Source organism: Pseudomonas sp. S3_B11 (assembly GCF_054667715.1).
In genome coordinates this window covers 6837281-6862244 of record NZ_CP162749.1, presented here as the reverse complement: position 1 = coordinate 6862244, position 24964 = coordinate 6837281, and the positions used below count along the sequence as shown (strand labels likewise).

General features: G+C 62.1%; 23 protein-coding genes and 1 pseudogene. 14 read left to right on the top strand and 10 right to left on the bottom strand.

The genetic code is table 11. The annotated features are described in order from the left end of the window. The first annotated feature begins 39 nt into the window (after nt 1-39). From AB4O22_RS30775 to AB4O22_RS30760, 4 genes are all read left to right on the top strand, one after another. On the top strand, nt 40-837 hold the full coding sequence (locus tag AB4O22_RS30775; protein WP_003205858.1) for a hydroxymethylpyrimidine/phosphomethylpyrimidine kinase: 798 nt from the start codon (nt 40-42) through the stop codon (nt 835-837). A gap of 17 nt (nt 838-854) precedes the next feature. Then, nucleotides 855-1481 (top strand): thiamine phosphate synthase, encoded by a 627-nt coding sequence (gene thiE, locus AB4O22_RS30770; protein ID WP_223472788.1) that lies wholly within the window; start codon nt 855-857, stop codon nt 1479-1481. Nucleotides 1482-1510: 29 nt separating this feature from the next. Further along, nucleotides 1511-2794 (top strand): glutamate-1-semialdehyde 2,1-aminomutase, encoded by a 1284-nt coding sequence (hemL, locus tag AB4O22_RS30765; protein ID WP_003205861.1) that lies wholly within the window; start codon nt 1511-1513, stop codon nt 2792-2794. A gap of 217 nt (nt 2795-3011) precedes the next feature. Beyond that, nucleotides 3012-3566 (top strand): tetratricopeptide repeat protein, encoded by a 555-nt coding sequence (locus AB4O22_RS30760; RefSeq protein ID WP_003205863.1) that lies wholly within the window; start codon nt 3012-3014, stop codon nt 3564-3566. Nucleotides 3567-3708: 142 nt separating this feature from the next. On the opposite strand, the gene AB4O22_RS30755 is transcribed toward AB4O22_RS30760, so the two are convergent. After that, nucleotides 3709-4038: a DUF1820 family protein gene (locus tag AB4O22_RS30755; RefSeq protein ID WP_003185742.1), complete on the bottom strand. Its 330-nt coding sequence runs from the start codon at nt 4036-4038 to the stop codon at nt 3709-3711. A gap of 176 nt (nt 4039-4214) precedes the next feature. Here AB4O22_RS30755 and miaB point away from each other — a divergent pair, with 176 nt between their 5' ends. The 5 genes from miaB to lnt all read left to right on the top strand — a co-directional run bounded on the left by miaB (nt 4215) and on the right by lnt (nt 9674). Then, nucleotides 4215-5543 (top strand): tRNA (N6-isopentenyl adenosine(37)-C2)-methylthiotransferase MiaB, encoded by a 1329-nt coding sequence (gene miaB, locus AB4O22_RS30750; RefSeq protein WP_003205865.1) that lies wholly within the window; start codon nt 4215-4217, stop codon nt 5541-5543. A gap of 238 nt (nt 5544-5781) precedes the next feature. Then, nucleotides 5782-6792, top strand: coding sequence for a PhoH family protein (locus AB4O22_RS30745; protein ID WP_460095743.1), 1011 nt, complete (start codon nt 5782-5784; stop codon nt 6790-6792). After that, nucleotides 6785-7243, top strand: a complete 459-nt coding sequence (gene ybeY, locus AB4O22_RS30740) for an rRNA maturation RNase YbeY (protein WP_003205868.1) — start codon at nt 6785-6787, stop codon at nt 7241-7243. The genes AB4O22_RS30745 and ybeY overlap by 8 nt, the downstream gene beginning before the upstream one ends. A gap of 40 nt (nt 7244-7283) precedes the next feature. Further along, nucleotides 7284-8123, top strand: coding sequence for an HlyC/CorC family transporter (locus AB4O22_RS30735; protein WP_003205870.1), 840 nt, complete (start codon nt 7284-7286; stop codon nt 8121-8123). A gap of 27 nt (nt 8124-8150) precedes the next feature. Then, the gene (gene lnt / locus AB4O22_RS30730) at nt 8151-9674 is read left to right on the top strand and encodes an apolipoprotein N-acyltransferase (RefSeq protein WP_460095742.1); all 1524 of its coding nucleotides are present in this window, start codon (nt 8151-8153) and stop codon (nt 9672-9674) included. Between the two features lie 143 nt (nt 9675-9817). Here the strand turns inward: lnt and AB4O22_RS30725 are convergent, their stop codons facing one another. Both AB4O22_RS30725 and AB4O22_RS30720 read right to left on the bottom strand, forming a co-directional pair. Further along, entirely contained in the window at nt 9818-10579 is a 762-nt protein-coding gene (locus AB4O22_RS30725) for a YdcF family protein (RefSeq protein ID WP_223472786.1), read from the bottom strand. 103 nt (nt 10580-10682) lie between these two features. Beyond that, nucleotides 10683-11003, bottom strand: a complete 321-nt coding sequence (locus tag AB4O22_RS30720; RefSeq protein ID WP_003205874.1) for a hypothetical protein — start codon at nt 11001-11003, stop codon at nt 10683-10685. A gap of 303 nt (nt 11004-11306) precedes the next feature. On the opposite strand from AB4O22_RS30720, the gene leuS reads away from it, so the two are divergent. From leuS to AB4O22_RS30695, 5 genes are all read left to right on the top strand, one after another. Continuing rightward, nucleotides 11307-13913: a leucine--tRNA ligase gene (gene leuS / locus AB4O22_RS30715; protein WP_223472785.1), complete on the top strand. Its 2607-nt coding sequence runs from the start codon at nt 11307-11309 to the stop codon at nt 13911-13913. An 89-nt stretch (nt 13914-14002) separates the two neighbouring features. Continuing rightward, a complete protein-coding gene (locus AB4O22_RS30710) occupies nt 14003-14608 on the top strand; it encodes an LPS-assembly lipoprotein LptE (RefSeq protein ID WP_223472784.1) in 606 nt (201 codons plus the stop codon). 39 nt (nt 14609-14647) lie between these two features. Beyond that, a complete protein-coding gene (gene holA / locus AB4O22_RS30705) occupies nt 14648-15685 on the top strand; it encodes a DNA polymerase III subunit delta (RefSeq protein ID WP_046065214.1) in 1038 nt (345 codons plus the stop codon). A gap of 245 nt (nt 15686-15930) precedes the next feature. Further along, nucleotides 15931-16095 (top strand): alternative ribosome rescue factor ArfA, encoded by a 165-nt coding sequence (gene arfA / locus AB4O22_RS30700; RefSeq protein WP_003205882.1) that lies wholly within the window; start codon nt 15931-15933, stop codon nt 16093-16095. A gap of 72 nt (nt 16096-16167) precedes the next feature. Continuing rightward, complete coding sequence (locus AB4O22_RS30695; protein ID WP_460095741.1) at nt 16168-17490, top strand: lytic murein transglycosylase; 1323 nt, start codon at nt 16168-16170, stop codon at nt 17488-17490. 113 nt (nt 17491-17603) lie between these two features. On the opposite strand, the gene AB4O22_RS30690 is transcribed toward AB4O22_RS30695, so the two are convergent. From AB4O22_RS30690 to mltB, 7 genes and pseudogenes are all read right to left on the bottom strand, one after another. Then, nucleotides 17604-18536, bottom strand: a complete 933-nt coding sequence (locus AB4O22_RS30690) for a S66 peptidase family protein (protein WP_460095740.1) — start codon at nt 18534-18536, stop codon at nt 17604-17606. A 1026-nt stretch (nt 18537-19562) separates the two neighbouring features. Next, entirely contained in the window at nt 19563-20585 is a 1023-nt protein-coding gene (gene lipA / locus AB4O22_RS30685; protein ID WP_003205886.1) for a lipoyl synthase, read from the bottom strand. Nucleotide 20586: 1 nt separating this feature from the next. Then, nucleotides 20587-21234 carry a lipoyl(octanoyl) transferase LipB gene (lipB, locus tag AB4O22_RS30680; RefSeq protein WP_460095739.1) on the bottom strand — a complete coding sequence of 216 codons (648 nt, stop codon included), beginning with the start codon at nt 21232-21234 and terminating at the stop codon, nt 20587-20589. Continuing rightward, on the bottom strand, nt 21234-21509 hold the full coding sequence (locus AB4O22_RS30675; RefSeq protein ID WP_003185772.1) for a DUF493 domain-containing protein: 276 nt from the start codon (nt 21507-21509) through the stop codon (nt 21234-21236). Before AB4O22_RS30675 ends, lipB begins: the two co-directional genes overlap by 1 nt. 81 nt (nt 21510-21590) lie before the next feature. Continuing rightward, complete coding sequence (locus AB4O22_RS30670) at nt 21591-22748, bottom strand: D-alanyl-D-alanine carboxypeptidase family protein (protein ID WP_003205888.1); 1158 nt, start codon at nt 22746-22748, stop codon at nt 21591-21593. Nucleotides 22749-22915: 167 nt separating this feature from the next. After that, a pseudogene (locus AB4O22_RS30665) lies at nt 22916-23939 on the bottom strand (septal ring lytic transglycosylase RlpA family protein). Further along, nucleotides 23939-24949, bottom strand: coding sequence for a lytic murein transglycosylase B (gene mltB, locus AB4O22_RS30660; protein ID WP_460095738.1), 1011 nt, complete (start codon nt 24947-24949; stop codon nt 23939-23941). Before mltB ends, AB4O22_RS30665 begins: the two are co-directional and overlap by 1 nt. Nucleotides 24950-24964 lie beyond the last annotated feature (15 nt).

Sequence of the window (24964 nt, the reverse complement as noted above, 5' to 3'; positions counted from 1 at the left end):
ACCACCGATAAAAGAGGTTTGGTGGTAAGCTCGCGCACCATGAATATCTACAGTTCTCGCCCCGTTGTCCTCTGTCTCTCCGGCCACGACCCCAGTGGTGGCGCCGGTTTGCAGGCAGATATCGAAGCCCTGCTTGCCCAGGGTTGTCATGCCGCCCCTGCCGTTACCGCATTGACCGTGCAAGACACCGTCAACGTCAGCGATTTCCGAGTGCTCGACCGAGAGTGGGTGCTGGCACAAGCCAATGCCGTGCTCAACGACGCCCAGGTGGCAGCGGTCAAGCTGGGGATGCTTGGCTCGCTGGAAATGGTCGACACGGTGGTCGAACTGCTCCAGGCGCACCCGCACCTGCCCATGGTCTGCGACCCGGTGCTGCGCGCCGGCGGTGGCGGGCGCCTGGGCAAGGATGAGGTCGGCTACGCCATGCGCGAACGCCTGCTGCCCCTGGCAATCATCGCCACCCCCAACCTGCCTGAAGCACGCATCCTCGCCGAACTGCCCGAGGGCAGCGCCGACGAGTGCGCGGAAAAACTGCTGCCCTTCGTCAAACACCTGTTGATCACCGGTGGTCACGGCGACGAACATGAAGTCCATAATCGCCTGTACAGCCGCGACGGCGGGCGCGAAACCTTTACCTGCCAGCGCCTGCCCGGCAGTTACCACGGTTCCGGCTGCACACTGGCCAGCGCCCTGGCCGGTCGGCTGGCCCAGGGCGAACAGCTCGCCAGCGCCGTCAAGACGGCGCTGGATTACACCTGGCGCACCTTGCGCGATGCCGAACAACTGGGCAAAGGCCAGTTCGTGCCGCGTCGCCTGCCGCTGGATTTCTGCTCGTAGCACCGGAGGCCTGTGGAATGAAATTACGTGGCCTTTACGCCATCACCGATAGCCAATTGCTGACCGGCAAATTCCTCGCTTATGTGGAAGCGGCGCTGGAAGGTGGCGTCGCCCTGCTGCAATACCGCGACAAAAGCAGCGACGAGGCCCGTCGGCTGCGGGAAGCCGAAGCACTGCGCAACCTGTGCGAGCGCTACAAGACCCAGTTGATCATCAACGACGACGCCGAACTGGCCGCACGCCTGGGCGTCGGTGTGCACCTGGGCCAGACCGATGGCCCGTTGGCGCCAGTGCGGGCACTGCTCGGGCACAAGGCAATCGTCGGTGCCACCTGCCACGCCAGCCTGGCACTGGCCGAACAGGCCGCCAGCGAAGGCGCCAGTTATGTCGCGTTCGGGCGTTTCTTCAACTCAAACACCAAACCCGGCGCCCCCAGCGCAGACCTTGAACTGCTCCAAGAGGCGCACCTCAAACTGCATGTTCCGGTGTGCGCAATTGGCGGCATCACCCTGGACAACGCCGCCCCGCTGGTGGCCCACGGGGTCGACCTGCTGGCGGTGGTCCACGGCCTGTTCGGCGCCGACAGCACCACTGAAGTGACGCGCCGCGCCCGCGCCTTCAACGAGCTGCTGCAGATCAAATAGTCCATTTTTCCGTTTTCGAGAGCCCAACCATGTCCCGTTCCGAAACCCTGTTTGCCGATGCCCAGAAACACATCCCCGGCGGTGTGAACTCGCCCGTTCGTGCGTTCAAGAGCGTCGGCGGCACCCCGCTGTTCTTCAAGCACGCCGAAGGCGCGTACGTCACCGACGAAGACGACAAGCGCTATGTGGATTACGTCGGTTCCTGGGGCCCGATGATCCTCGGCCACAGCCATCCGGATGTGCTGGATGCGGTGCGCAAGCAACTGGTACACGGCCTGTCCTACGGCGCTCCGACCGCGATGGAAACCGAGATGGCCGACCTGGTCTGCTCGATCGTGCCGTCGATGGAAATGGTGCGCATGGTCAGCTCCGGCACCGAAGCGACCATGAGCGCGATCCGCCTGGCGCGGGGCTTCACCGGTCGCGACAGCATCATCAAGTTCGAAGGCTGCTACCACGGCCACTCCGACAGCCTGCTGGTCAAGGCCGGCTCCGGCGCACTGACCCAGGGCGTGCCGAGCTCGGCCGGCGTACCGGCAGCGTTCGCCAAACACACCCTGACCCTGCCGTTCAACGACCTTGAAGAAGTCGAGAAGATGCTCGGCGAAGTCGGCCAGGAAGTGGCGTGCATCATCGTCGAGCCAGTGGCCGGCAACATGAACTGCGTACCTCCGGCACCGGGTTTCCTCGAAGGCCTGCGCAGCCTGTGCGACCAGCATGGCGTGGTGTTGATTTTCGATGAAGTGATGACCGGTTTCCGCGTGGCCCTCGGCGGCGCCCAGGCCCATTACGGCGTCACGCCGGACCTGAGCACCTTCGGCAAGATCATCGGCGGCGGCATGCCGGTTGGCTGCTTCGGCGGCAAGCGCAAGATCATGGAATGCATCGCGCCGCTGGGCCCGGTCTACCAGGCCGGCACCTTGTCGGGCAACCCACTGGCCATGGCCGCCGGCCTGACCACGCTGCGCCTGATCAGCCGCCCGGGCTTCCACGCCGAACTGACCGACTACACCACCCGCCTGCTCGACGGCTTGCAGGTTCGTGCCGACGCGGCAGGCATTCCGTTCGTGACCACCCAGGCCGGCGGCATGTTCGGCCTGTATTTCAGTGGCGCCGATGACATCGTCACCTTCGAAGACGTGATGGCCAGCGACGCCGACCGCTTCAAGCGCTTCTTCCACCTGATGCTCGACGGCGGCGTGTATCTGGCGCCGAGCGCATTCGAAGCCGGCTTCACTTCCATCGCCCATGGCGAGACCGAGCTGAAGATCACCCTCGATGCGGCCGAACGGGCCTTTGCTGCGCTGAAATAAGCCTGTGGATAACTGACGCTGGCTGAAGCTGGCGTCAGTGATTGCCGACAACCTCCCGCCTTTTTCCTACGTATTTATGCCCGAAGCAGCTATTAGCATTCCCTCGCAGCAGAAAAACGAGTAAAGACTTTGTAAGGATGGCCCTGCTTATTTCATAATGCGCGCTTATTGGATCCCCCGGAGGGTCCGCGCGCCCCTCAGAGGTAAGTCGATTCCCATGAACCGCACCGGCCGCACCCTTGCCTTGGGCTGCCTGTTGCTCCTTCAGCCCCTGCTCGCGAATGCACAGGCAGGCGGTAACTCGTTGTTGATCCCGGCGCTGGGCCGTTGCACGCTCAATACCCAGCCACAAGATCTCGCACCGGCACTCGACGCCTGTCAAAAAGCGGCGGACGCAGGTGATGCACAAGCGCAATACGAGTTGGGCGAGTTCTACTATGAAGGCAAGGCTGCACCGCGCGACCTCAAAAAAGCTCTCGACTACTTCGAAAAAGCCTCTCTGCAAGGCCATGCCCAGGCGCAATTCAAGCTCGGCGGCATGTTCTTCCATGGCGAAGGCGTGCCGGCCAACAACGTCCAGGCCTATATCGTCCTGAAGATGGCCGCGGTCAACGGCGCCGAAGAAGCCCTGGACACCGCCGACGAAGTCGCCGAACAAATGCCCCGTGACGAATTGGAAGTGGCGACTCAGGTGCTGGGGCAGATCTTTCGCAAGTACCTGATGGAATTGCAGAACGCCGATGGGCGTACGCCTTTCTCACCTCTGCCCTGATTATTGCGCAGGCCTTGATGGCCTCATCGCGAACAAGCTCGCTCCCACACTGGATCGCTGGTGTACACAAATCTTGTGTTCACAAAGCCCCCACTGTGGGAGCGAGCTTGCTCGCGATTGGGGAGCAACCCGATCTTGAATCCTACTTCTCAGGCATCGGCATCGGAAACGGCATCACATTGCCGACCGCGCCGCGGGCTTCGCTGATTTTCGGGGTGCCCAGGCGTTCGACTTCGTCGATGCGCACGATCGAATGCATTGGCACGAAGCTGCGCACCACGCCTTCGAACTGCGCCTTGAGCTTTTCCTCGCTCGGATCGACGACCACTTGCGTGCGCTCGCCAAAGACGAATTCTTCCACTTCCAGGAAACCCCACAGATCACTTTGATAGATCTGCTTGGCGTACATTTCGAACACCTGGCCCTGGTTGAGGAAAATCACCTTGTAGATTGGAGCTTCACGTTTGGTCATGGCTGGCGAAACACATCGGCGGGTAAAAATGAGGGCGCGAACTATAGCATAGCCACTGCTCGCACAGCGGTAGGAACCCAGTGGCCTGTACGGTTAATTTAAGTGCGCGAATTAGCCACACAGGCCACTATGTCCCTATAATGCGCGGTTCTTTGAATCACGTGATGATCCCGTCCATGGCCAAGAAGCTTTACATCGAAACCCACGGTTGCCAGATGAACGAGTACGACAGCTCGCGCATGGTCGATCTGCTGGGTGAACACCAGGCCCTGGAAGTCACCGCCCGCGCTGAAGACGCGGACGTGATCCTGCTCAACACCTGCTCGATTCGCGAACGCGCCCAGGACCGGGTGTACTCCCAGCTCGGCCGCTGGCGCGAACTGAAGTTGGCCAACCCGGAAATGGTCATCGCCGTGGGCGGTTGCGTGGCCAGCCAGGAAGGCGCTGCCATTCGCGATCGCGCACCCTACGTGGACGTGGTCTTTGGCCCGCAGACCTTGCACCGCCTGCCGGAGATGATCGACGCTGCCCGCAGCACCAAGCTGCCGCAAGTGGATGTCTCGTTCCCGGAAATCGAAAAATTCGACCACCTGCCCGAACCGCGCATCGACGGCCCAAGTGCCTACGTGTCGGTGATGGAAGGTTGCAGCAAGTACTGCACGTTCTGCGTGGTGCCCTACACCCGCGGCGAAGAAGTCAGCCGGCCGTTCGACGACGTGATCGCCGAGATCATCCACTTGGCGGAACACGGTGTGCGCGAAGTGACCCTGCTGGGGCAGAACGTCAACGGCTATCGCGGTCTGACCCATGATGGGCGCCTGGCGGACCTCGCCGAGCTGATCCGCGTCGTGGCGGCAGTGGATGGCATCGACCGCATCCGCTACACCACGTCTCATCCGCTGGAGTTCTCCGACAGCCTGATCCAGGCCCACGCCGAAGTCCCCGAACTGGTCAAGCACCTGCACCTGCCGGTGCAATCGGGCTCCGACCGGATCCTTGCGGCCATGAAACGCAACCACACGGCGCTGGAGTACAAATCCAAGCTGCGCAAGTTGCGCGCGGCAGTGCCGGGGATCTGCATCAGCTCGGACTTTATCGTCGGCTTCCCTGGCGAAACCGAGAAAGACTTCCAGCAGACCATGAAGCTGATCGAAGACGTGGGTTTCGATTTCTCCTATTCGTTCGTCTACAGCCAGCGCCCTGGCACTCCGGCGGCCGACCTGGCGGACGACACGCCCGAAGAGCTGAAAAAGGAACGGCTCAACGCCTTGCAACATCGTCTCAACCAGCAAGGTTTCGAGATCAGCCGACAAATGGTCGGCTCCGTCCAGCGGATTCTGGTGACCGATTACTCGAAAAAGGACCCGGGCGAGTTGCAAGGACGGACCGAAAACAACCGCATCGTCAACTTCCGCTGCGACACCCCGGCCCTGATCGGCCAGTTCGCCGACGTGCACATCGACGCCGCGCAACCGCACTCCCTGCGCGGTTCGCTGATCCAGTAACCTGCTAAAAAACACTATTGTCTGTGCAAGCAAGACCTGTGGGAGCAAGGCTTGCCCGCGATAGAAGCACCGCAATCTCACTGAAGACCGCGGCGCCTTGATCGCGGGCAAGCCTTGCTCCCACAATGGGTTGTGCCAACCCTGTGATCAGATTCGCCTGTTTAAGAGCTTTCGCACCCAGCCTACTGGCGTTATCCTTGATTTCACCTTAATTGCCCCCGGGCGGCTAAAAACGACCTTGAACGCACCCATCGAACCACATCGCTTTATTCTCGAGCCCTTTGAGGCTCGCCGCTTCGCCAATCTGTGCGGGCAATTCGACGAGCACCTGCGCTTGATCGAACAGCGCCTGGCCATCGAGATCCGCAACCGCGGAAACCAGTTCGAACTGATCGGCGAACCCAAGCACACCACCTCCGCGGAAAACCTGCTGCGCCGTCTCTACCGGGAAACCAAGGGGAGCGAGCTGTCGCCGGATACGGTCCACCTGTTCCTGCAGGAGTCGGCTGTCGAAGAACTCGACAACCACGCCCCGTCGGAACCGGCCGTGGCCCTACGCACGAAAAAAGGCATGATTCGCCCTCGCGGCTTGAATCAGCAGCGCTACGTGAAGGAAATCCTGGGCAACGACATCAACTTCGGCATCGGCCCAGCCGGTACCGGCAAGACCTACCTGGCCGTGGCCTGCGCCGTCGATGCGCTGGAACGTGAACAGGTGCGGCGCATCCTGCTGGTGCGACCGGCGGTCGAAGCGGGCGAAAAACTCGGCTTCCTGCCCGGCGACCTGGCCCAGAAGATCGACCCGTACCTGCGCCCGCTCTATGACGCGCTGTATGAAATGCTCGGCTTCGAATACGTCGCCAAGCTGATCGAGCGCCAGGTCATCGAGGTCGCGCCGCTGGCTTACATGCGTGGTCGGACCCTGAACAACAGCTTCATCATCCTCGACGAAAGCCAGAACACCACGGTCGAGCAGATGAAAATGTTCCTGACCCGCATCGGCTTCGGCTCCACCGCCGTCATCACCGGGGACATCACCCAGGTCGACCTGCCCCGTGGCACCAAGTCCGGGCTGAACCATGTGATCCAGGTCCTCAAGGACGTGCCGGGCATCAGCTTCACGCATTTCATGCCCAAGGACGTCGTACGCCATCCGTTGGTGCAACGCATTGTCGAAGCCTACGAGCGTTTCGAGAATCGCGCCGACGAAGACTCGGCCGAAAGCAAAGGCCATCGCCACAATGCTTGAACTCGACCTGCAAGTGGCGTGCGAACACGCCGCCCCCAGCGAAGCCCAGTTTCGCCAATGGTGCGAACTGGCCCTGCGCCAGCGCAGCGCCGACTCGGAGCTGACGATCCGCCTGGTGGACGAACCTGAAGGCCGTGAACTGAACCACACCTGGCGGCAGAAGGACTACGCCACCAACGTGCTGTCGTTCCCCGCCGACGTACCCGACGAACTGCTCGACATCCCGCTACTGGGCGACCTGGTGATCTGCGTCCCGGTGGTGGAGCGTGAAGCGGCGGAACAAGACAAGACCCCTGAGGCCCACTGGGCCCATCTGGTGATTCACGGCTGCTTGCATCTACTGGGTTACGACCATATAGAAGATGACGAAGCCGAAGAAATGGAAGCACTGGAACGAACGTTGCTTGCAGAGCTGGGTCATCCCGACCCCTACGCCGGCGACGAACACTGATACATCAACCTGTAACGATAAAGGATTCAGAGTAATCGCTATGAGCGAAGATCGATCGAGCAACGGGCAGAAGTCATGGCTGGGCAAGCTCACCCAGGCTTTTGCCCATGAGCCGAAAAACCGCCAGGAGCTGCTGGAGCTGCTGCGCGACGCACACCAGAACAAACTGCTGGACAGCGAAGCGCTGGCCATCGTCGAAGGCGCCATCCAGGTCGCTGACCTGCAGGTCCGGGACATCATGGTCCCGCGCTCGCAGATGGTCAGCATCAAGGCGACCCAGACCCCTCGCGAATTTTTGCCCGCCGTGGTCGACTCCGCTCACTCGCGCTATCCGGTCGTCGGCGAGAGCCATGACGACGTCATGGGCGTGCTGCTGGCCAAGGACCTGCTACCGCTGATCCTTCAGGAGAACGGCGACAGCTTCAACATCAAGGATCTGTTGCGCCCGGCCACCTTCGTGCCCGAGTCCAAGCGCCTGAACGTGCTGCTGCGTGAATTCCGCGCCAACCACAACCACATGGCCATCGTCATTGACGAATACGGCGGCGTGGCCGGCCTGGTCACCATCGAAGACGTGCTCGAGCAGATCGTCGGCGACATCGAGGACGAGCACGACGTCGAGGAAGACAGCTACATCAAGCCCCTGCCAAGCGGCGACTTCCTGATCAAGGCCCTGACGCCGATCGAGAACTTCAACGAATTCTTCGACAGCCAATTCTCCGACGATGAGTTCGACACCGTCGGCGGCCTGGTGATGAGTGCTTTCGGGCACCTGCCCAAGCGCAACGAAACCACGGAAATCGGCTCCTGGCGCTTCCGCATCCTGAATGCCGACAGCCGTCGGATTCACTTGCTGCGCCTGTCGCCCATTGGCCGATAACCCCTGCGAGACCCGCTAAGGACAAAAATGCGCTGGATAACCCGCCCCGGCTGGCCCGGTAACCTGCTGGCCATGGCGGCCGGTGCGATCACCACCCTGGCCCTGGCGCCGTTCGACCTCTGGCCGCTGGCATTGCTGGCGGTCGGCTTGTTCTACGCCGGGCTGCGCGAACTCTCGCCACGCCAGGCCCTGGGCCGAGGCTGGTGTTTCGGTTTTGGCCTGTTTGGTGCCGGCACCAGTTGGATCTACGTCAGCATCCATAACTTCGGCGGCGCCTCGGTGCTGCTCGCCGGGTTGTTGATGCTGCTGTTCATCGCCGCCATCGCCTGGTTCTTCGCCCTGCCCGCCTGGCTCTGGGCGCGCTGGCTGCGTCGCAACGAGGCACCGCTGGCCGATGCCCTGGCGTTCGCCGCCCTGTGGTTGGGCCAGGAAGCCTTCCGCGGCTGGTTCCTCACCGGGTTCCCCTGGCTGTATTCCGGTTACAGCCAGCTCAACGGCCCGCTGGCCGGCCTCGCGCCGCTGGGCGGAATGTGGCTGATTTCCTTCACCCTGGCCTTGACCGCCGCGCTGCTGTACAACGCGCCCCGGTTGATCCGCACTGGGCGCAAAGGCTTTATCGCCGCGGGCGTGGTGCTGCTGATCGGCCCATGGGTGGCCGGCCTTGCCCTCAAGGGCCATGCCTGGACCAGCCCTTCGGGCGCCCCGCTGAGCGTCGCGGCGATCCAGGGCAACATCGAGCAAAGCATGAAGTGGGACCCCGAGCAGCTCAACGCGCAGTTGGCGCTGTACCGCGACATGAGCTTTGCGTCCAAGCGCGTCGACCTGTTGATCTGGCCGGAAACCGCAGTACCGGTGCTCAAGGAGTCTGCCCAGGGTTACCTGGACATGATGGGCGGCTTCGCCGCCGAGCGGCATTCGGCGTTGATTACCGGTGTGCCGATTCGCCAACTGGTGCGCCACGAGAAGCGTTACTACAACGGCATTACCGTGACCGGCGAAGGTGACGGCACTTACTTGAAGCAAAAACTCGTGCCGTTCGGCGAATACGTGCCGCTACAGGACATCCTGCGCGGCCTGATCGCCTTCTTCGACCTGCCCATGTCGGACTTCGCCCGGGGCCCGGCCGACCAGCCGTTGCTGCAAGCCAAGGGTTACCAGATCGCGCCGTTCATCTGCTATGAAGTGGTCTACCCGGAATTTGCCGCCAGCTTGTCAGCGCGCAGCGACCTGCTGCTGACCATCAGCAACGACACCTGGTTCGGCACCTCGATCGGCCCGTTGCAACACCTGCAAATGGCCCAGATGCGCGCGCTGGAAGCCGGCCGCTGGATGATCCGCGCCACCAACAACGGCGTGACCGGGCTGATCAACCCCTTCGGCCAGATCACCGCACAGATCCCGCAATTCGAGCGCGGCATCCTCTATGGCGAAGTGGTGCCGATGCACGACCTGACGCCTTACCTGCAATGGCGCTCGTGGCCGCTGATCATCTTGTGCATGTTGCTGTTGGGCTGGGCGTTGATGACGAGCCGGATGGCCAGGACGGTTTAAGGTTGATCGTTCCCACGCTCCGCGTGGGAATGCAGCCTGTGACGCTCCGCGTCACATTGGCAGCAGACGCCAGCCCGATTTGGGACGCAGAGCGTCCCTTGAGGCATTCCCACGCAGGAGCGTGGGAATGATCCGGTAACACCTCAGCGGTAGAACAACCAATACCCCACCAGCCCCACCGCCTCATTCATCAACTGCCCGGATTGCCAGATCGACTTGAACTCCGGCATCCAGCCGCCCAACGGTCGGGCATTGTCCTGCCCCAGGAAACCCACTGGCGCCGGCACCACTTCAAACCCCGCGCGCTCGAAACTCCAGACCGACCGCGGCATGTGCCAGGCCTGGGTGATCACCACGACCCGCTTGATGTCTTCAGGCAACAGGATCTCGGCGCTCATCTGGGCGTTTTCCCAAGTGGTGCGGCTACGTCCTTCCTGCCAGCGCACGTTGACGCCGAAATCATCCAGCATCGAGTCGGCCATCAACTTGGCCTCGCTGGGTGGGGTGCCGTAGTGCAAGCCGCCGGTGGTCAGCACGGGCAAGCCCGAAGCCTTGGCCAGTCGCGCCGCATAACGCTGGCGCTCCAGGCCGACACCGGTGGGCTGGTCGGCGCCCCAGGCCAGGTCGCCGCGCTCGCGACCGGAACCCAGCAGCACGATGGCGTCGGCACGCTGGGCCAGGGTTGCCCATTCACTGCGCAGCAGCGGCGGCTCACGCTCCAATGCCTTGGCGCTCCACTGCACCACCACCGGCAGGCTCATCAACCAGAAACAGCCCAGGCCCACGACGAAACACAGCCGGGCCAGGCGCGGCCGAGAATGGCGCCACCACCAGGCGAGCGCCAACAGCAGCAAAAGAATGCCGGGCGGCAATAGAAGTTGTTTGATGAAATAGCGAAACGGCATCGGGCATCTCCATAGATGCCCGAAGCCTAAGTGGGTTGACGCAAAGCGACAACAGATTCGAAAAAGCCTTGAACCAAAAAAAGCGACACGCGTGAATCCGGCTTTACTTGAACTGCAGCGACCGGATCCTTACAGCATCCTTATCAGGCGTCCGGTCCTTGAGCCACACAACCTTGGCCGAACGGGGCGTATCGAGACGCTTGAGTACCTGGGCCTCACTGGTGGAGGTTTGATGTCCGACCTGTTCGAGGTAAGCCTCGACCAGTTCGAACTCCGCGGGGCTCAAGCCTCGCAGTTCCAGCTCTACCGGGCGTTCATCACGCAAGCGACCGGCGGTTCTAGCAGCGTCCAGGGCCACCCCGAGACGATCGATCAGTTTTTCGTACAACTCAGGTGTAGCGACTTTTCGTTGTGATTCAACCATCCCTCACCTCATTGAAGATAAGACTCACTCCCCATTGAGAAGCTTAGCTTCGCTGGGCAAACCGGCAGTGCGCCGCGACAAACGGCCCTGAACACGGGTCATCGCCGATGACCGGCAATGGCTCGGCGGTGGTTCGGCAGCAATCAGGGTTTCCCTCGGCAGAGCGCGGTCATGTATGCTACGGCGCTTCCTGTAACTCCACTTCCAGCTTGGCTGGGCATCGAAAACGCCGCATTCGGCGTCGTCTGCGTCCAGCATGGCAACGAAGAGGATTGGGCCACCCCATTCAGTACAAAAGTAGCCATGCACGAACACTACCAGCCCCGTGAAATCGAAGCCGCCGCCCAGTCGTTCTGGGACGAGCAAAAGTCCTTTGAAGTCAGTGAACAGCCAGGCAAGGAGACGTACTACTGCCTGTCGATGTTCCCTTACCCCAGCGGCAAGCTACACATGGGGCACGTGCGCAACTACACCATCGGCGACGTGATCTCCCGCTACCAGCGCATGCAAGGCAAGAACGTCCTGCAACCCATGGGTTGGGACGCCTTCGGCATGCCGGCGGAAAACGCCGCGATGAAGAACAACGTGGCCCCCGCCAAGTGGACCTACGAAAACATCGCCTACATGAAAACCCAGCTGCGCAGCCTGGGCCTGGCGGTGGATTGGTCCCGCGAGGTCACCACCTGCAAGCCCGACTACTACCGCTGGGAACAATGGCTGTTCACCCGCCTGTTCGAAAAAGGCGTGATCTACCGCAAGAACGGCACCGTGAACTGGGACCCGGTGGACCAGACCGTACTGGCCAACGAGCAAGTGATCGACGGTCGCGGCTGGCGCTCCGGCGCGCTGATCGAAAAGCGCGAGATCCCGATGTACTACTTCAAGATCACCGCCTACGCGGATGAACTCCTGGAGAGTCTCGACGAACTGACCGGTTGGCCCGAGCAGGTCAAGACCATGCAGCGCAACTGGATCGGCAAGTCCCGGGGCATGGAAGTGCAGTTCCCGTACGACGTCGCCTCCATTGGCGAAGCCGGCACCCTGAAAGTCTTCACCACCCGCCCGGACACCCTGATGGGCGCCACGTATGTGGCCGTGGCCGCCGAGCATCCGCTGGCCACCCTGGCGGCACGGAACAACCCTGAGCTGCAGGCGTTCATCGCCGAATGCAAAGGCGGCAGCGTCGCCGAAGCCGACGTCGCCACCCAAGAGAAGAAAGGCCTGCCGACTTCGTTGTTCGTCGAGCACCCGCTCACTGGCGAGAAACTGCCGGTGTGGGTCGCCAACTACGTGCTGATGCACTACGGCGACGGCGCTGTCATGGCGGTGCCGGCCCACGATGAGCGCGATTTCGAATTCGCCCACAAGTACAACCTGCCGGTCAAAGCCGTGGTGCGCACCAGCGCCGGCGACCAGACCCCGGAACCTTGGCAGGACGCCTACGGCGAGCATGGCGAGCTGATCAACTCCGGTGAGTTCAACGGCCTGGATTTCCCTGGCGCGTTCGATGCCATCGAAGTCGCCCTGATCAAGAAAAACCTCGGCGCCTCGCGCACCCAGTTCCGCCTGCGGGACTGGGGTATCAGCCGCCAGCGCTACTGGGGCTGCCCGATCCCGATCGTGCATTGCGATACCTGCGGCGACGTACCGGTGCCGGAAGATCAACTGCCCGTAGTCCTGCCGGAAGACGTCGTACCCGACGGTGCCGGTTCGCCCCTGGCGCGCATGCCCGAGTTCTATGAGTGCAGCTGCCCGAAATGCGGTGCACCGGCCAAGCGTGAAACCGACACCATGGACACCTTCGTCGAGTCCTCCTGGTACTACGCGCGCTATGCCTCGCCGCACTATCAAGGCGGCCTGGTGGAAAAATCCGCGGCTGACCACTGGTTGCCAGTGGACCAGTACATCGGTGGCATCGAACACGCCATTCTTCACCTGCTCTACGCGCGTTTCTTCCACAAGCTGATGCGTGACGAAGGCCTGGTGAGTTCCAACGAGCCGTTCAAGAACCTGCTGACCCAAGGCATGGTGATCGCCGAGACTTACTACCGTCGCGAAGCCAACGGTGCCTACACCTGGTTCAACCCGAGCGACGTCGAACTCGAACGCGACAGCAAGGCCAAGGTCATCAGCGCCAAGCTGATCGCCGACGGCCTGCCGGTGGAAATCGGCGGCACCGAGAAAATGGCCAAGTCGAAGAACAACGGCGTCGACCCACAGTCGATGATCGACCAGTTCGGCGCAGACACCTGCCGCCTGTTCATGATGTTCGCTTCGCCACCTGACATGAGCGCGGAGTGGTCCGATTCGGGCGTCGAGGGCTCGCACCGTTTCCTCAAGCGCGTCTGGCGCCTGGCGCAAGCCCACGTCACCCAGGGCCTGCCGGGCAAGCTGGACGTCGCCGGCCTGAACGACGAGCAGAAAGCCATTCGCCGCTCGATCCACCTGGCCATCAAGCAGGCTAGCCATGACGTCGGCCAGAACCACAAATTCAACACCGCCATCGCCCAGGTGATGACGCTGATGAACGTGCTGGAAAAAGCCGCGCAAGGCACCGAGCAGGATCGTGCACTGATTCACGAAGGCCTGGAAGCCGTGACGTTGCTGCTCGCGCCGATCACCCCACACATCAGCCACGAGCTGTGGAATCAACTGGGTCACGCCGACCCGGTGATTGACGCACGTTGGCCGGTGGTGGACGAAACCGCGCTGGTGCAGGACAGCCTGACCCTGGTCATCCAGGTCAACGGCAAGCTGCGCGGCCAGATCGAAATGCCGGCTGCCGCCACTCGCGAAGAAGTCGAAGCCGCTGCGCGGGCCAACGAAAACGTGCTGCGCTTTGTCGATGGACTGACGATTCGCAAAGTGATCGTCGTGCCCGGCAAACTGGTCAACATCGTCGCAAGCTAATTGGATCGGGCGCGGGCTTGAGCCTGGCGCCGAATACAACCTGCGGGGTCGCATGATCGACCCCCATAGGGTTCAAGGGGAGCAACAAGATGATCAAACGTAATCTGCTGGTAGTGGGCCTCGCGGTCCTGTTGAGCGCCTGCGGCTTCCAACTGCGTGGCACCGGCACTACCGAGCTGGCGATCAAGGAACTGGACCTCAGCGCACGGGACGCCTATGGCGAAACCGTGAAAATGCTGCGCCAGACCCTGGAGAACAGTGGCGTCAAGGTCTACAGCGGTGCGCCGTACAAGCTGGTGCTGGCCGGTGAACAACAAAGCCAGCGCAGCCTGAGCTATGCCGGTGCCGGTCGTTCGGCCGAATACGAGCTGACCAACGTGCTGAGCTATGAGATCCGTGGCCACAACAACCTGTCGCTGCTGGACGACAAGCTCCAGGTGCAGAAAGTCTACCTGCACGACGGCAATAACATCACCGGCTCCGACCAGGAGTCCATCCAAGTGCGCGGCGAAATGCGTCGTGAACTCGTACAGCGCATGATGCTGCGCCTGCAACAGCTGAGCCCGACCCAGCTGGAGCAACTGCAACAGACCGCCGACGCCCGCGCCAAGGCCGAAGCCGATGCGCTGGAAGCGGCACGCAAGGCTGAGGCGGAAACCCCGCAGCAGTCGCCGTTGCAGATCCCGGCTGAATAAGCCTTGCGGGGCGCTCCGGCGCCCCGCTCGCCTTTTCTTATGAAGCTCGCTCCCGCCCAACTCGGCAAACACCTGCAAGGCGCCCTCGCGCCGGTCTACATCATCAGTGGCGATGACCCACTGCTGTGCCAGGAAGCCGCCGACGCCATCCGCTCCGCCGCCCGTCAGCAAGGCTTCGACGAGCGCCAGGTCTTCGCCGCCGACGCCAGTTTCGACTGGGGCACGCTGCTGCAGGCCGGAGCGAGCATGTCGTTGTTCGCCGAAAAACGCCTGTTGGAACTGCGCTTGCCCTCCGGCAAACCCGGGGACAAGGGCGCCGCCGCGCTGATCGAATATTGCTCACGCCCGGCCGAAGACACGGTACTGCTCATCAGCTTGCCGAAACTCGACGGCAGCGCGCAGAAGACCAAATGGGGCAAGGCCCTGGTCGAAGGCCAACAGACCCAGTTCGTGCAGATCTGGCCGGTGGATGTCAGCCAGTTGCCCAGCTGGATCCGCCAGCGCCTGTCCCAAGCCGGTCTCTCGGCCAGCCAGGACGCAGTGGAGCTGATTGCCGCCCGGGTCGAAGGCAACCTGCTGGCCGCCGCCCAGGAAATCGAAAAGCTCAAGCTGATGGCCGAAGGCGGACAGATCACCGTGGAAACGGTGCAGGCTGCCGTGGCCGACAGTGCGCGCTTCGATGTCTTCGGGTTGACCGATGCGATCCTCAACGGTGAAGCCGCCCATGCCCTGCGCATGCTCGAAGGCCTGCGGGGCGAAGGCGTCGAACCGCCGGTGATCCTCTGGGCCCTGGCCCGGGAATTGCGCCTGCTGGCCAACCTGTCCCTGCAATACAGCCAGGGCGTACCGCTGGACAAGGCCTTCAGCCAGGCCCGCCCGCCCGTCTGGGACAAACGCAAACCGCTGATGAGCAAGGCCCTGCAACGCTATTCCGCATCGCGCTGGGCGCAATTGCTGCTCGAGGCCCAGCGCATCGATGCGCAGATCAAGGGCCAGGCCGCCGGCTCGCCGTGGATGAGCCTCAGTCGCTTGTCGCTGTTGATGGCTGGACAGCGGTTGACGTTGCCTGCCGAATAAGCACGCACTGAAGGCTGTTCTGCGGCGAAGATATCTGTGGGAGCAAGGCTTGCCCGCGATGAAAGCAGCGCGGTGTCTCTGAAACCGAGGTGCCTGTATCGCGAGCAAGCTTTGCTCCCACCTATCGGCGCCACAAGTCGTGTGTTCGTCTGAATGACATTTCCTACGCAATGCAGGGACTGGACAGCCCCCCAACTCTGCCCCATGATTTATCCTGCAAAACCCAGCCTACGAGAGTACCCACCATGAGCAAAAAGCCATCCAAGCATGGCCCCAACAAGGCCAAATCCATCGTCGCCCAGCCCCTGTTCCGCAGCCGCCAGGAACGACCCGCCAAGGGCAAAGGCAGCTACCGCCGCGAAGCCTTCCAGTCTGACAACTGGGAGGCTTCTTGCTTTCTGGCCGCTTGAAACACCAGGACAAGCCCTACGCCCCTTTCGCATGTTAAGGTCAGCACCTGATTTGTATTTCTGGACCCGTGCATGCCCTTCTGTCTTTCCCATCGTTGGCCACTGCGCCAAATGATTGTTGCCGCAAGCGTTGCCCTGCTTGTCGCCTGCGCCGAAAAACCTACTGCCGCCGACGCCCAACCGCTCCAGACAGCCCCCGCCGTGACCGCTCCGGCCATCGTGCCACCCCTGGTGCCGACCGGTGAAGACCTGGCCATTGCGCCCACCCAGACCTTCGCGCAATGGCAGGCCGGGTTTCGCAAGGAGGCACTGGCCGCCGGGATCCGAGGCGACCTGTTCGACCGTGCGTTTATCGGCGTCAGCCCGGACATGAGCGTGATCAAGGCCGATCGCAGCCAGCCGGAATTCACCCGCCCCGTGTGGGAATACCTCGATGGCGCGCTGTCGCCACTGCGGGTCAACAAAGGCAAGAGCCTGATCCAACAGAACGCCCAGATCCTGCAAAGCATCGAGCAGCGTTATGGCGTCGATCGTGAGGCGCTGGTAGCGGTGTGGGGCATGGAGAGCAACTTCGGCCAGTTCCAGGGCAGCAAGTCGGTGATCAACTCCCTGGCGACCCTGGCCTACGAAGGACGGCGCCCGGGTTTTGCCCATGCGCAACTGATCGCCGCGCTGCAAATCCTGCAACAGGGCGATATCACACCGGAAAAAATGCTTGGCTCCTGGGCCGGTGCCATGGGCCAGACCCAGTTCATTCCCACCACGTACAACACCCATGCGGTGGATTTCGACGGCGACGGTCGCCGCGACATCTGGGGCAGCTCCACCGACGCCCTGGCCTCGACCGCCCACTACCTGCAAAGCTCCGGCTGGCAGCGTGGCCAGCCGTGGGGGTTCGAAGTCGATCTCCCAGAGGGCTTCGACTACACACTGGCCGATGGCACGATCCGCAAGCCTGTTGCTGAATGGGAGCGACTGGGGGTTTCAGAATATGGTGGCCTGCCAATAACCCCGGATGACAAACAGCTGTCGGCGTCCCTGCTCCTGCCGGCCGGCCATCGCGGCCCGGCGTTCCTGATCTTTGATAACTTCCGCGCCATCCTCAAGTACAACAACTCGTCGTCCTATGCCTTGGCGGTCGGGTTGTTGTCAAAGCGCTTTACCGACGGCGGGCTGGTCTATGGCCAGTGGCCCAAGGAGGACCTACCCCTGAGTCGCAGCGAACGCATCGAGCTGCAAACCCTGCTGGGCAAGCACAACTATGACGCGGGCAACCCCGACGGCATCATCGGCGCCAACACCCGCAAGGCCATCCGCAGCGCCCAGCAGTCGTTTGGCTGGCCGGCTGATGGGTATCCGACGCACCAGTTGCTGGAGGCGTTGCGTAACCGCTGAGTCAGCCGTATGTCGGCTACCGCTATCGCGAGCAAGCTCGCTCCCACAGGTATTCCCGGTCAACCTGTGGGAGCGAGCTTGCTCGCGATGACTGATTTGCAGGCGCTACATGACTAGCGGCTGACCACCACATCCTGCTCCAGCACCAACCTCTTCTCCCCCGCATCCAGCGTCACCAATGCCCCCATGGGCAAGGTCAGGTTCGGATCGCAGTGCCCGCTGCGCCAGCCGGACAATACCGGAATACGCAACGGCGCGAAGGTCTGTTCGAGCAATCGGTTCAACGCCTCGACGTCGACCCCGGCCACATCGCCCACCAACACGCCGCGTAGCTGGTGCAACGTGCCGGCCAACCGCAGCTGCGTCAGCAATCGGTCGATGCGGTACAGCGGCTCGTTGACGTCTTCGATGAACAGGATCACCCCTTCGGCGTCGATCTGATAAGGCGTGCCCATGGTCGCGGCAATCATCGACAGGTTGCCGCCCAGCAGACGTCCGTGGGCGATACCCGGTTCAACGGTGGTCAATGGATACGCTGCGGGATGGCTTAGCGCGCTGCCGGCCTTCAACTGGCCACGCAGCAGGCTGAAAAACGAGGTGACGGTTGGGGGTTCCTTGTCGCCCAGCAGATCGGCGTTGAGCAGCGGCCCGTGGAAGGTCACGAAGCCTGCGTAGCGGCTGATGGCCAGGTGCAGGGCGGTGATGTCGCTGTAGCCTACGAAGGGTTTGGGGTTGCGCTTTAAGAGCTCGAAATCGATACGATCGAGTAGACGGGGCGTGCCGTAGCCGCCGCGTAGGCAGATGATGGCTTTGACTTCTGGGTCGGCGAAGGCGGTGTGCAGGTCGTTGAGGCGTACTTCGTCGCTGCCGGCCAGGTAGTCGCTCTTTTCATAGACGCCGGGGAATATTCGCAGCTCATGGCCCCTTGCGCGCATCCATTGGATGGCTTTTTCCGTGTCCAGGGGGGCGGGGCCGGCGGGGGCGATCACGGCGATCAGGCCTTCTTGAGGGAGGGCTGGGACGGGGTGGTGTGGGGTTAGGGCCATGGGGTTCCCAGTTTTCTTGATCGTGTGTATATCCGTTTTTTTTGTAACGGCGGCTGGCGGTTCCGCCCTTACGGCGGGTCACTTTTGGAAAGAGCGCCAAAAGTAACCAAAAACGCTCTGCCCCACCACTTGGCACCTCGCCTAGGCTCGGTGTGCCCTCACTCCGGCATTGCTCCGTGGGCCGCCGCGAAGGGCCATCCATGGCCCAGCGCGGCTAACCCGGCATCCATGCCGGGATGCCCACTGCGCAATGCCTGCGTTCGGCCAGCGTGGTTTAACGGGGCGCCCAAGATCAAAAGCAAAAGCAAAGCAAAGCCAAAGCGCGGCACATCCAGCATTTACGTAGCTGTGCCACCGCTATCGCGAGCAAGCTCGCTCCCACATTGGATCTTCAGCAGCCACAAAACTCATGTACACCGCTACCCCTTGTGGGAGCGAGCTTGCTCGCGATGGGGCCGGCACATCCAACATCCTCATCGACTGTGACATCGCCTTCGCGAGCAGGCTCGCTCCCACATTGGATCTTCAGCAGCCACAAAACTCATGTACACCGCTACCCCTTGTGGGAGCGAGCTTGCTCGCGATGGGGCCGGCACATCCAACATCACCGCAAACTGACACACCGCTTTCGCGAGCAAGCCCGCTCCCACAGGGGAAACGCGGTCTCACCAAGAACCAGGTCGGCTCTAAGGCCGCCTCGCTTTGGCTTTTGATCTTGATCTGGGGCGCCCCGTTAACCACGATGGCTGAACGCAGGCATTGGTTCGTGGGCAACCCGGCATGGATGCCGGGTTAGCCGCGCTGGGCCATGGATGGCCCTTCGCGGCGGCCCACGAACCAATGCCGGAGTGAAGGCATGCCGAGCCCAGGCGAGGCACCGAGTGGTGGGGCAAAGCGCTTTTGGTTACTTTTGACTGGGCCGGCTTCCGGGCTTTTCCAAAAGTGACCCGCTGTAAGAGCGGAACCGTCAGCCGCCGTTACGCAAAAACGGATATACACACCACCCCAAAAACCAACGCTAAAAAATCAGGACCCGAGCAGCTCAGCCTTGACCAACTTAGCCTGCTCATCCGCATGATACGAAGACCGCACCAACGGCCCCGAAGCCACGTTCTTGAAGCCCATCTTGTACCCTTCCTCAGCAAACCAGGCAAAGGTATCCGGGTGCACAAAACGCTGCACCGGCAGGTGACTACGCGAAGGCTGCAGGTACTGGCCCAAGGTCAGCATATCGATGTCATGCTCACGCATGCGCTTCATGACCTCGATGACTTCCTCATCGGTCTCACCCAGGCCCAGCATCAAGCCAGACTTGGTCGGAATGTGCGGCATCATCTGCTTGAAGCGTTGCAGCAAGGTCAACGACCACTGGTAATCCGAACCCGGACGCGCGGCCTTGTACAGGCGCGGTACGGTTTCCAGGTTGTGGTTGAACACATCCGGCGGCTCGGCGGCGGTGATTTCCAGGGCGATGTCCATGCGGCCACGGTAATCGGGCACCAGGGTTTCCAGCTGGACGTTCGGCGACAGCTTGCGGATCTCGCGGATGCAGTCGGCAAAATGCTGGGCACCGCCGTCACGCAGGTCGTCGCGGTCCACCGAGGTGATGACCACGTACTTGAGCTTCAGGTCGGCGATGGCGATGGCCAGGCTTTCCGGCTCGTTGGTGTCCAACGGCTTCGGACGGCCGTGGCCGACGTCACAGAATGGGCAGCGACGGGTGCAGATGTCGCCCATGATCATGAACGTGGCGGTGCCGCCGGAGAAGCACTCACCCAGGTTCGGGCAGGAGGCTTCTTCGCAGACGCTGTGCAGCTTGTGCTTGCGCAGCAGGGCCTTGATCCGGTCGACTTCCGGGGACACCGGGATGCGCACGCGGATCCAGTCAGGCTTCTTCGGCAATTCGGTGGTCGGAATGATCTTGACCGGGATGCGTGCAACCTTCTCGGCGCCGCGCAGCTTGACGCCGGCCTCTACCTTGGCACGTGGGGCCGGACGCTCGGTGACGTCCTGCGTCGGGATAATGGTTTGCACTGCATCAGTAGTCATATCAGTCGATTCCGCCCGTGAGGGTCGTCTGCTCAGCATAGTCGAGGTGTTTGACGAGCTGCGCGCGCAGCCGGGCACTTACCTCGGCAAATTCAATCGATCCTGCATGCTCGCTCAACTGGGTCATCGCCAGTCCCGCGTAGCCACAGGGATTAATCCGTCGAAATGGCGCAAGGTCCATGTCCACGTTCAGCGCCAGGCCATGAAACGAACAGCCGTGGCGGATTCGCAATCCCAAGGAGGCGATCTTCGCCCCGTCGACATAGACACCCGGCGCATCCGGCTTGGCCGCCGCCGTCACACCGTAGCTGGCCAGCAGCTCGATCAGGCATGTCTCCATGCGGGTGACCAGCTCGCGCACGCCAAACCCCAGCTTGCGCACATCCAGCAACAGGTAGGCGACCAATTGGCCAGGGCCATGGTAGGTCACCTGCCCGCCCCGGTCGACCTTCACCACCGGGATATCCCCCGGCAGCAGCAGGTGCTCGGCCTTGCCGGCCTGGCCCTGGGTGAACACCGACGGGTGTTCCACCAGCCAGACTTCATCGTCGGCGGTGGTGCCGCGTTCGTTGGTGAAGCGTTGCATGGCATGCCAGACCGGCTCGTAAGCCATCGTGCCCAGCTCGCGAAAGCCCAGCGTGCCCGGCATCACAACACCATGTGCACGAAACCGGTCGCGCGCAGCTCGCTGTTGATGTCGTAGAGCTGTTCCTGACCGGTGGCAATGATGTGCAACTGGATCGTCGTGTACTTGCCGTTGGTACTCTGGCGCTCGGCCAGGGTCTTGTGGTCAACGGTGGCATGTTTTTCAAGGATCGCAATGATCCGGTCCTTGAAACCCACACCGGTGTCGCCGATGACCTTGATCGGATAATCCGCGCAAGGGAATTCGATCTTTGGCGCTTTTACTTCAGAGTCTGTCATGGGGTAACGGCCTCGTAAGCCGTGGTAACGCACATGGCCCCGCTCCGGATGGGAACGAGGCCATGCAGGTCAACACTTCAATCAGTTGAACAAGCCGTAGAAGAATAGACGGATGCTATCCCACATGCGGCGGAAGATACCACCTTCCTCGACCGCGTCCAGAGCGATCAGGTCGGCGCTGTGCACCACTTTGTCGTCCAGTTTGACTTCGACTTTACCGATCACGTCGCCCTTGGCGATGGGAGCGGTCAGTTGCGGGTTCATGGTCATGCTGGCAGCGAGCTTCTTGAGCTGGCCTTTAGGCAAGGTCATGGTCAGGTCCTGGGCCAGGCCGGCCTTCACCTGATTGGTGGTGCCTTTCCAGACCTGGGCCTGGGCCAGTTCGGTGCCCTTCTGGTAGAAGGTCTGGGTTTCGAAGAAGCGGAAACCGTAGGTCAGCAGCTTCTGGGTTTCAGCGGCACGGGCCACTTCGCTGCTGGTGCCGAAGACGACGGCGATCAGGCGCATGCCGTCACGGACAGCCGAGGACACCATGCAGTAGCCAGCCTCGTCGGTATGGCCGGTCTTCAGGCCATCGACGGTCTTGTCGCGCCACAGCAGCAGGTTGCGGTTAGGCTGCTTGATGCCGTTCCAGAAGAATTCCTTCTGGGAGTAGATGGCATAGTGCGCCGGGTCTTCGTGAATGATCGCCCGTGCCAACAGCGCCATGTCGTGAGCCGACGAGTAGTGCTCAGGGTTCGGCAGACCGGTAGGGTTCATGAAGTGGCTGTTGGTCATGCCCAGGTCGGCCACGGTTTTGTTCATCATGTCGGCGAACGCATCTTCGCTGCCGGCGATGTGCTCGGACAGGGCGACGCTGGCGTCGTTGCCGGACTGGATGATGATGCCGTGCAGCAGGTCGCTGACGGTCACTTGCGAACCGACCTTGATGAACATCCGCGAACCGCCGGTACGCCAGGCGTTTTCGCTGACGGTCACCGGATCGTTTTCACCGATCTGGCCACGACGGATTTCCAGGGTGGCGATGTAGGCGGTCATCAGCTTGGTCAGGCTGGCCGGTGGCAGGCGCTGGTCACCGTTGTTCTCTACCAGGACCTCGCCGCTGCTGGCATCCATGAGCACAAAGGATTTGGCGGCCAATTGAGGAGGCGCAGGCATCATCTCGACCGCAAACGCGGCAGGGGAGAGAAGCAGCGGGACTAGCAGGCAAAGGCGTTTGGCAAAGGTGGTGATGTTCATCCGTCTCTCGAAATCGCTAATGGGACTGCCCGAAGGCAAAACTAAACAGGCAGCCTCTTAACGGGCCACCGCGTATTTAAGTTGCTCACTCACTACCCTTGCCGGGCTTTTGTTATTCACGGAGCCAACAACCTGACCCGCTCCAACCGCAAGCGGGCCTCAATCAATTACTCGGCGGTGACCAGGCTCGGCGAACCGAGATTGGCCAGGCGCACACTGTTCTGTACTTGCTGGACTTCACCCGGAGAACCGATCGGCCCCAGGCGAACTCGATGCAGTGTCTGCTGGTTGCGCACGATCGAGCTGATGAACACCGGGGCGCTCACCATCGAGCTGAGCTTCGACCTCAGCAGCTCGGCAGCGTCCGGGTTGGCGAACGCGCCCACTTGCAGAAACTGGCCAGACGCTGTTGCAGAAGCGTTTTTTTGCGTCGAGCTGAACGGGCACTACGGCCGCCGCGTGCTGCTGCGGCGGTGGCGTCCACTGCTCGACCGTGCCGGTGGACGCCGTCACGGTCGGCGCGGCATTTTGCGCCACTTTCGGCTCGTTGAGCATCAAAGGCGCCGGACGGCCGCGTTGGGCCCACCATTCCTGCGGGTCGATACCTTCGACCTTGACCCGGGCGGTGCCGATTTCAGCGTAACCAAGTTTTTTCGCCGCCGCATACGACAAGTCGATGATGCGGTCGGAATAGAACGGCCCACGGTCATTGACCCGCAGGATCACGCTCTTGTTGTTGTCCAGGTTGGTCACCCGCACATAGCTGGGCAGCGGCAAGGTCTTGTGGGCCGCGCTCATGCCATACAGGTCATACACTTCGCCGTTGGCGGTGTTCTGGCCATGGAACTTGGTGCCGTACCAGGACGCCGTGCCCGAAGCGACATAGCGCTTGGAGTCGCTCAGCGGGAAATAGGTCTTGCCCAATACCGTGTATGGGTTGGCCTTGTAGGGGCCGGTGTGCAGGGTCGGCGTCGCGTCGGGAATGCGCGAGACATCCACGTCCCACCACGGCGCGCCGTCCTTGTGGGCCCGGTTGATGTCCAGGCCGGGCGTCGCGCGCACGGCGGTGGAGTCTTTCTGGGCCGGCGTGCGGCTGGTCGAACAACTGACGACCAACAGCGACAGCGCGGCCAACGCCACGAGCTTGAGGGGCTTGGTTTTCAGGGGTTGATAGGTAGGCAGTGCCCGCATTATTTGACGCCCCGTGCTTTGACCAGCTCTTCAGACAGTTGATATACGGCCATGGCGTACATCACGCTGCGGTTATAACGCGTAATCGCGTAGAAATTCTTCAGGCCCATCCAGTATTCGGGGCCTTGTTCGCCTTCCAGGCGTATCGCGGTGACCGGCATGTCGTCACGCAGCGCATCATGACTCGACCAGCCCAACGCCCGCAACTCCCCGACGGTTTTCGTCGGTTCGATGCCCTCGGTCAGGCCCTCGTCCACCTGCTCGCCACGCACGTCGGCCCGGCTGACCACCGGCTGGCCGGCTTCCCAGCCGTGGCGCTTGAAATAGCTGGCAACACTGCCGATGGCATCGGTCGGGTTGGTCCAGATATTGATGTGGCCGTCGTCGTCGAAGTCCACCGCGTAAGCGCGAAAACTGCTGGGCATGAATTGCGGCAGGCCCATGGCCCCGGCGTAAGACCCCTTGAGGGTCAGCGGGTCGACCTGCTCTTCGCGGGCCAGCAGCAGGAACTCGCGCAGCTCCTTGCGGAAGAATTCGGCGCGCGGCGGGTAGTCGAAGCCCAGGGTCGACAGCGCGTCGATCACCCGGAAATTCCCGGTGTTACGGCCAAAGAAGGTCTCGACGCCAATGATAGCCACAATGAACTGGGCTGGTACGCCGTATTCCTGCTCGGAACGGGCCAGGGCCGCCTCGTGCTGGCGCCAGAAGTCCACGCCCCGGGCGATACGCGCCTCGGTGATGAACATCGGCCGGTACTCGCTCCACTGCTTGACCCGCTCGGCGGGCCGGGAGATGGCGTCGAGGATCGACTGCTTGCGCTCGGCCTCGCGAAACACCCCCATCAGTTGCTCACCGGCAAAACCGTAGTCGCGGGTCATCTCACCGACGAATTCGGCCACCTGCGGCGAGCCTTCGTATTCGCCGGCCTGGGCATGGGGCGCGCCGCCCAGGAAGCCGACCAGGCCGATCCACGGCGCATATCGCGTCGACCAGCCACGCATTGCTTGCATTGAACTCTTCACCTT

Coding starts and splice junctions, on each gene's coding strand:
- AB4O22_RS30775 (WP_003205858.1), top strand. CDS start 40: ATGAATATCTACAGTTCTCGCCCCGTTGTCCTCTGTCTCTCCGGCCAC.
- thiE (WP_223472788.1), top strand. CDS start 855: ATGAAATTACGTGGCCTTTACGCCATCACCGATAGCCAATTGCTGACC.
- hemL (WP_003205861.1), top strand. CDS start 1,511: ATGTCCCGTTCCGAAACCCTGTTTGCCGATGCCCAGAAACACATCCCC.
- AB4O22_RS30760 (WP_003205863.1), top strand. CDS start 3,012: ATGAACCGCACCGGCCGCACCCTTGCCTTGGGCTGCCTGTTGCTCCTT.
- AB4O22_RS30755 (WP_003185742.1), bottom strand. CDS start 4,038: ATGACCAAACGTGAAGCTCCAATCTACAAGGTGATTTTCCTCAACCAG.
- miaB (WP_003205865.1), top strand. CDS start 4,215: ATGGCCAAGAAGCTTTACATCGAAACCCACGGTTGCCAGATGAACGAG.
- ybeY (WP_003205868.1), top strand. CDS start 6,785: ATGCTTGAACTCGACCTGCAAGTGGCGTGCGAACACGCCGCCCCCAGC.
- AB4O22_RS30735 (WP_003205870.1), top strand. CDS start 7,284: ATGAGCGAAGATCGATCGAGCAACGGGCAGAAGTCATGGCTGGGCAAG.
- lnt (WP_460095742.1), top strand. CDS start 8,151: ATGCGCTGGATAACCCGCCCCGGCTGGCCCGGTAACCTGCTGGCCATG.
- AB4O22_RS30725 (WP_223472786.1), bottom strand. CDS start 10,579: ATGCCGTTTCGCTATTTCATCAAACAACTTCTATTGCCGCCCGGCATT.
- AB4O22_RS30720 (WP_003205874.1), bottom strand. CDS start 11,003: ATGGTTGAATCACAACGAAAAGTCGCTACACCTGAGTTGTACGAAAAA.
- leuS (WP_223472785.1), top strand. CDS start 11,307: ATGCACGAACACTACCAGCCCCGTGAAATCGAAGCCGCCGCCCAGTCG.
- AB4O22_RS30710 (WP_223472784.1), top strand. CDS start 14,003: ATGATCAAACGTAATCTGCTGGTAGTGGGCCTCGCGGTCCTGTTGAGC.
- holA (WP_046065214.1), top strand. CDS start 14,648: ATGAAGCTCGCTCCCGCCCAACTCGGCAAACACCTGCAAGGCGCCCTC.
- arfA (WP_003205882.1), top strand. CDS start 15,931: ATGAGCAAAAAGCCATCCAAGCATGGCCCCAACAAGGCCAAATCCATC.
- AB4O22_RS30695 (WP_460095741.1), top strand. CDS start 16,168: ATGCCCTTCTGTCTTTCCCATCGTTGGCCACTGCGCCAAATGATTGTT.
- AB4O22_RS30690 (WP_460095740.1), bottom strand. CDS start 18,536: ATGGCCCTAACCCCACACCACCCCGTCCCAGCCCTCCCTCAAGAAGGC.
- lipA (WP_003205886.1), bottom strand. CDS start 20,585: ATGACTACTGATGCAGTGCAAACCATTATCCCGACGCAGGACGTCACC.
- lipB (WP_460095739.1), bottom strand. CDS start 21,234: ATGCCGGGCACGCTGGGCTTTCGCGAGCTGGGCACGATGGCTTACGAG.
- AB4O22_RS30675 (WP_003185772.1), bottom strand. CDS start 21,509: ATGACAGACTCTGAAGTAAAAGCGCCAAAGATCGAATTCCCTTGCGCG.
- AB4O22_RS30670 (WP_003205888.1), bottom strand. CDS start 22,748: ATGAACATCACCACCTTTGCCAAACGCCTTTGCCTGCTAGTCCCGCTG.
- mltB (WP_460095738.1), bottom strand. CDS start 24,949: ATGCAAGCAATGCGTGGCTGGTCGACGCGATATGCGCCGTGGATCGGC.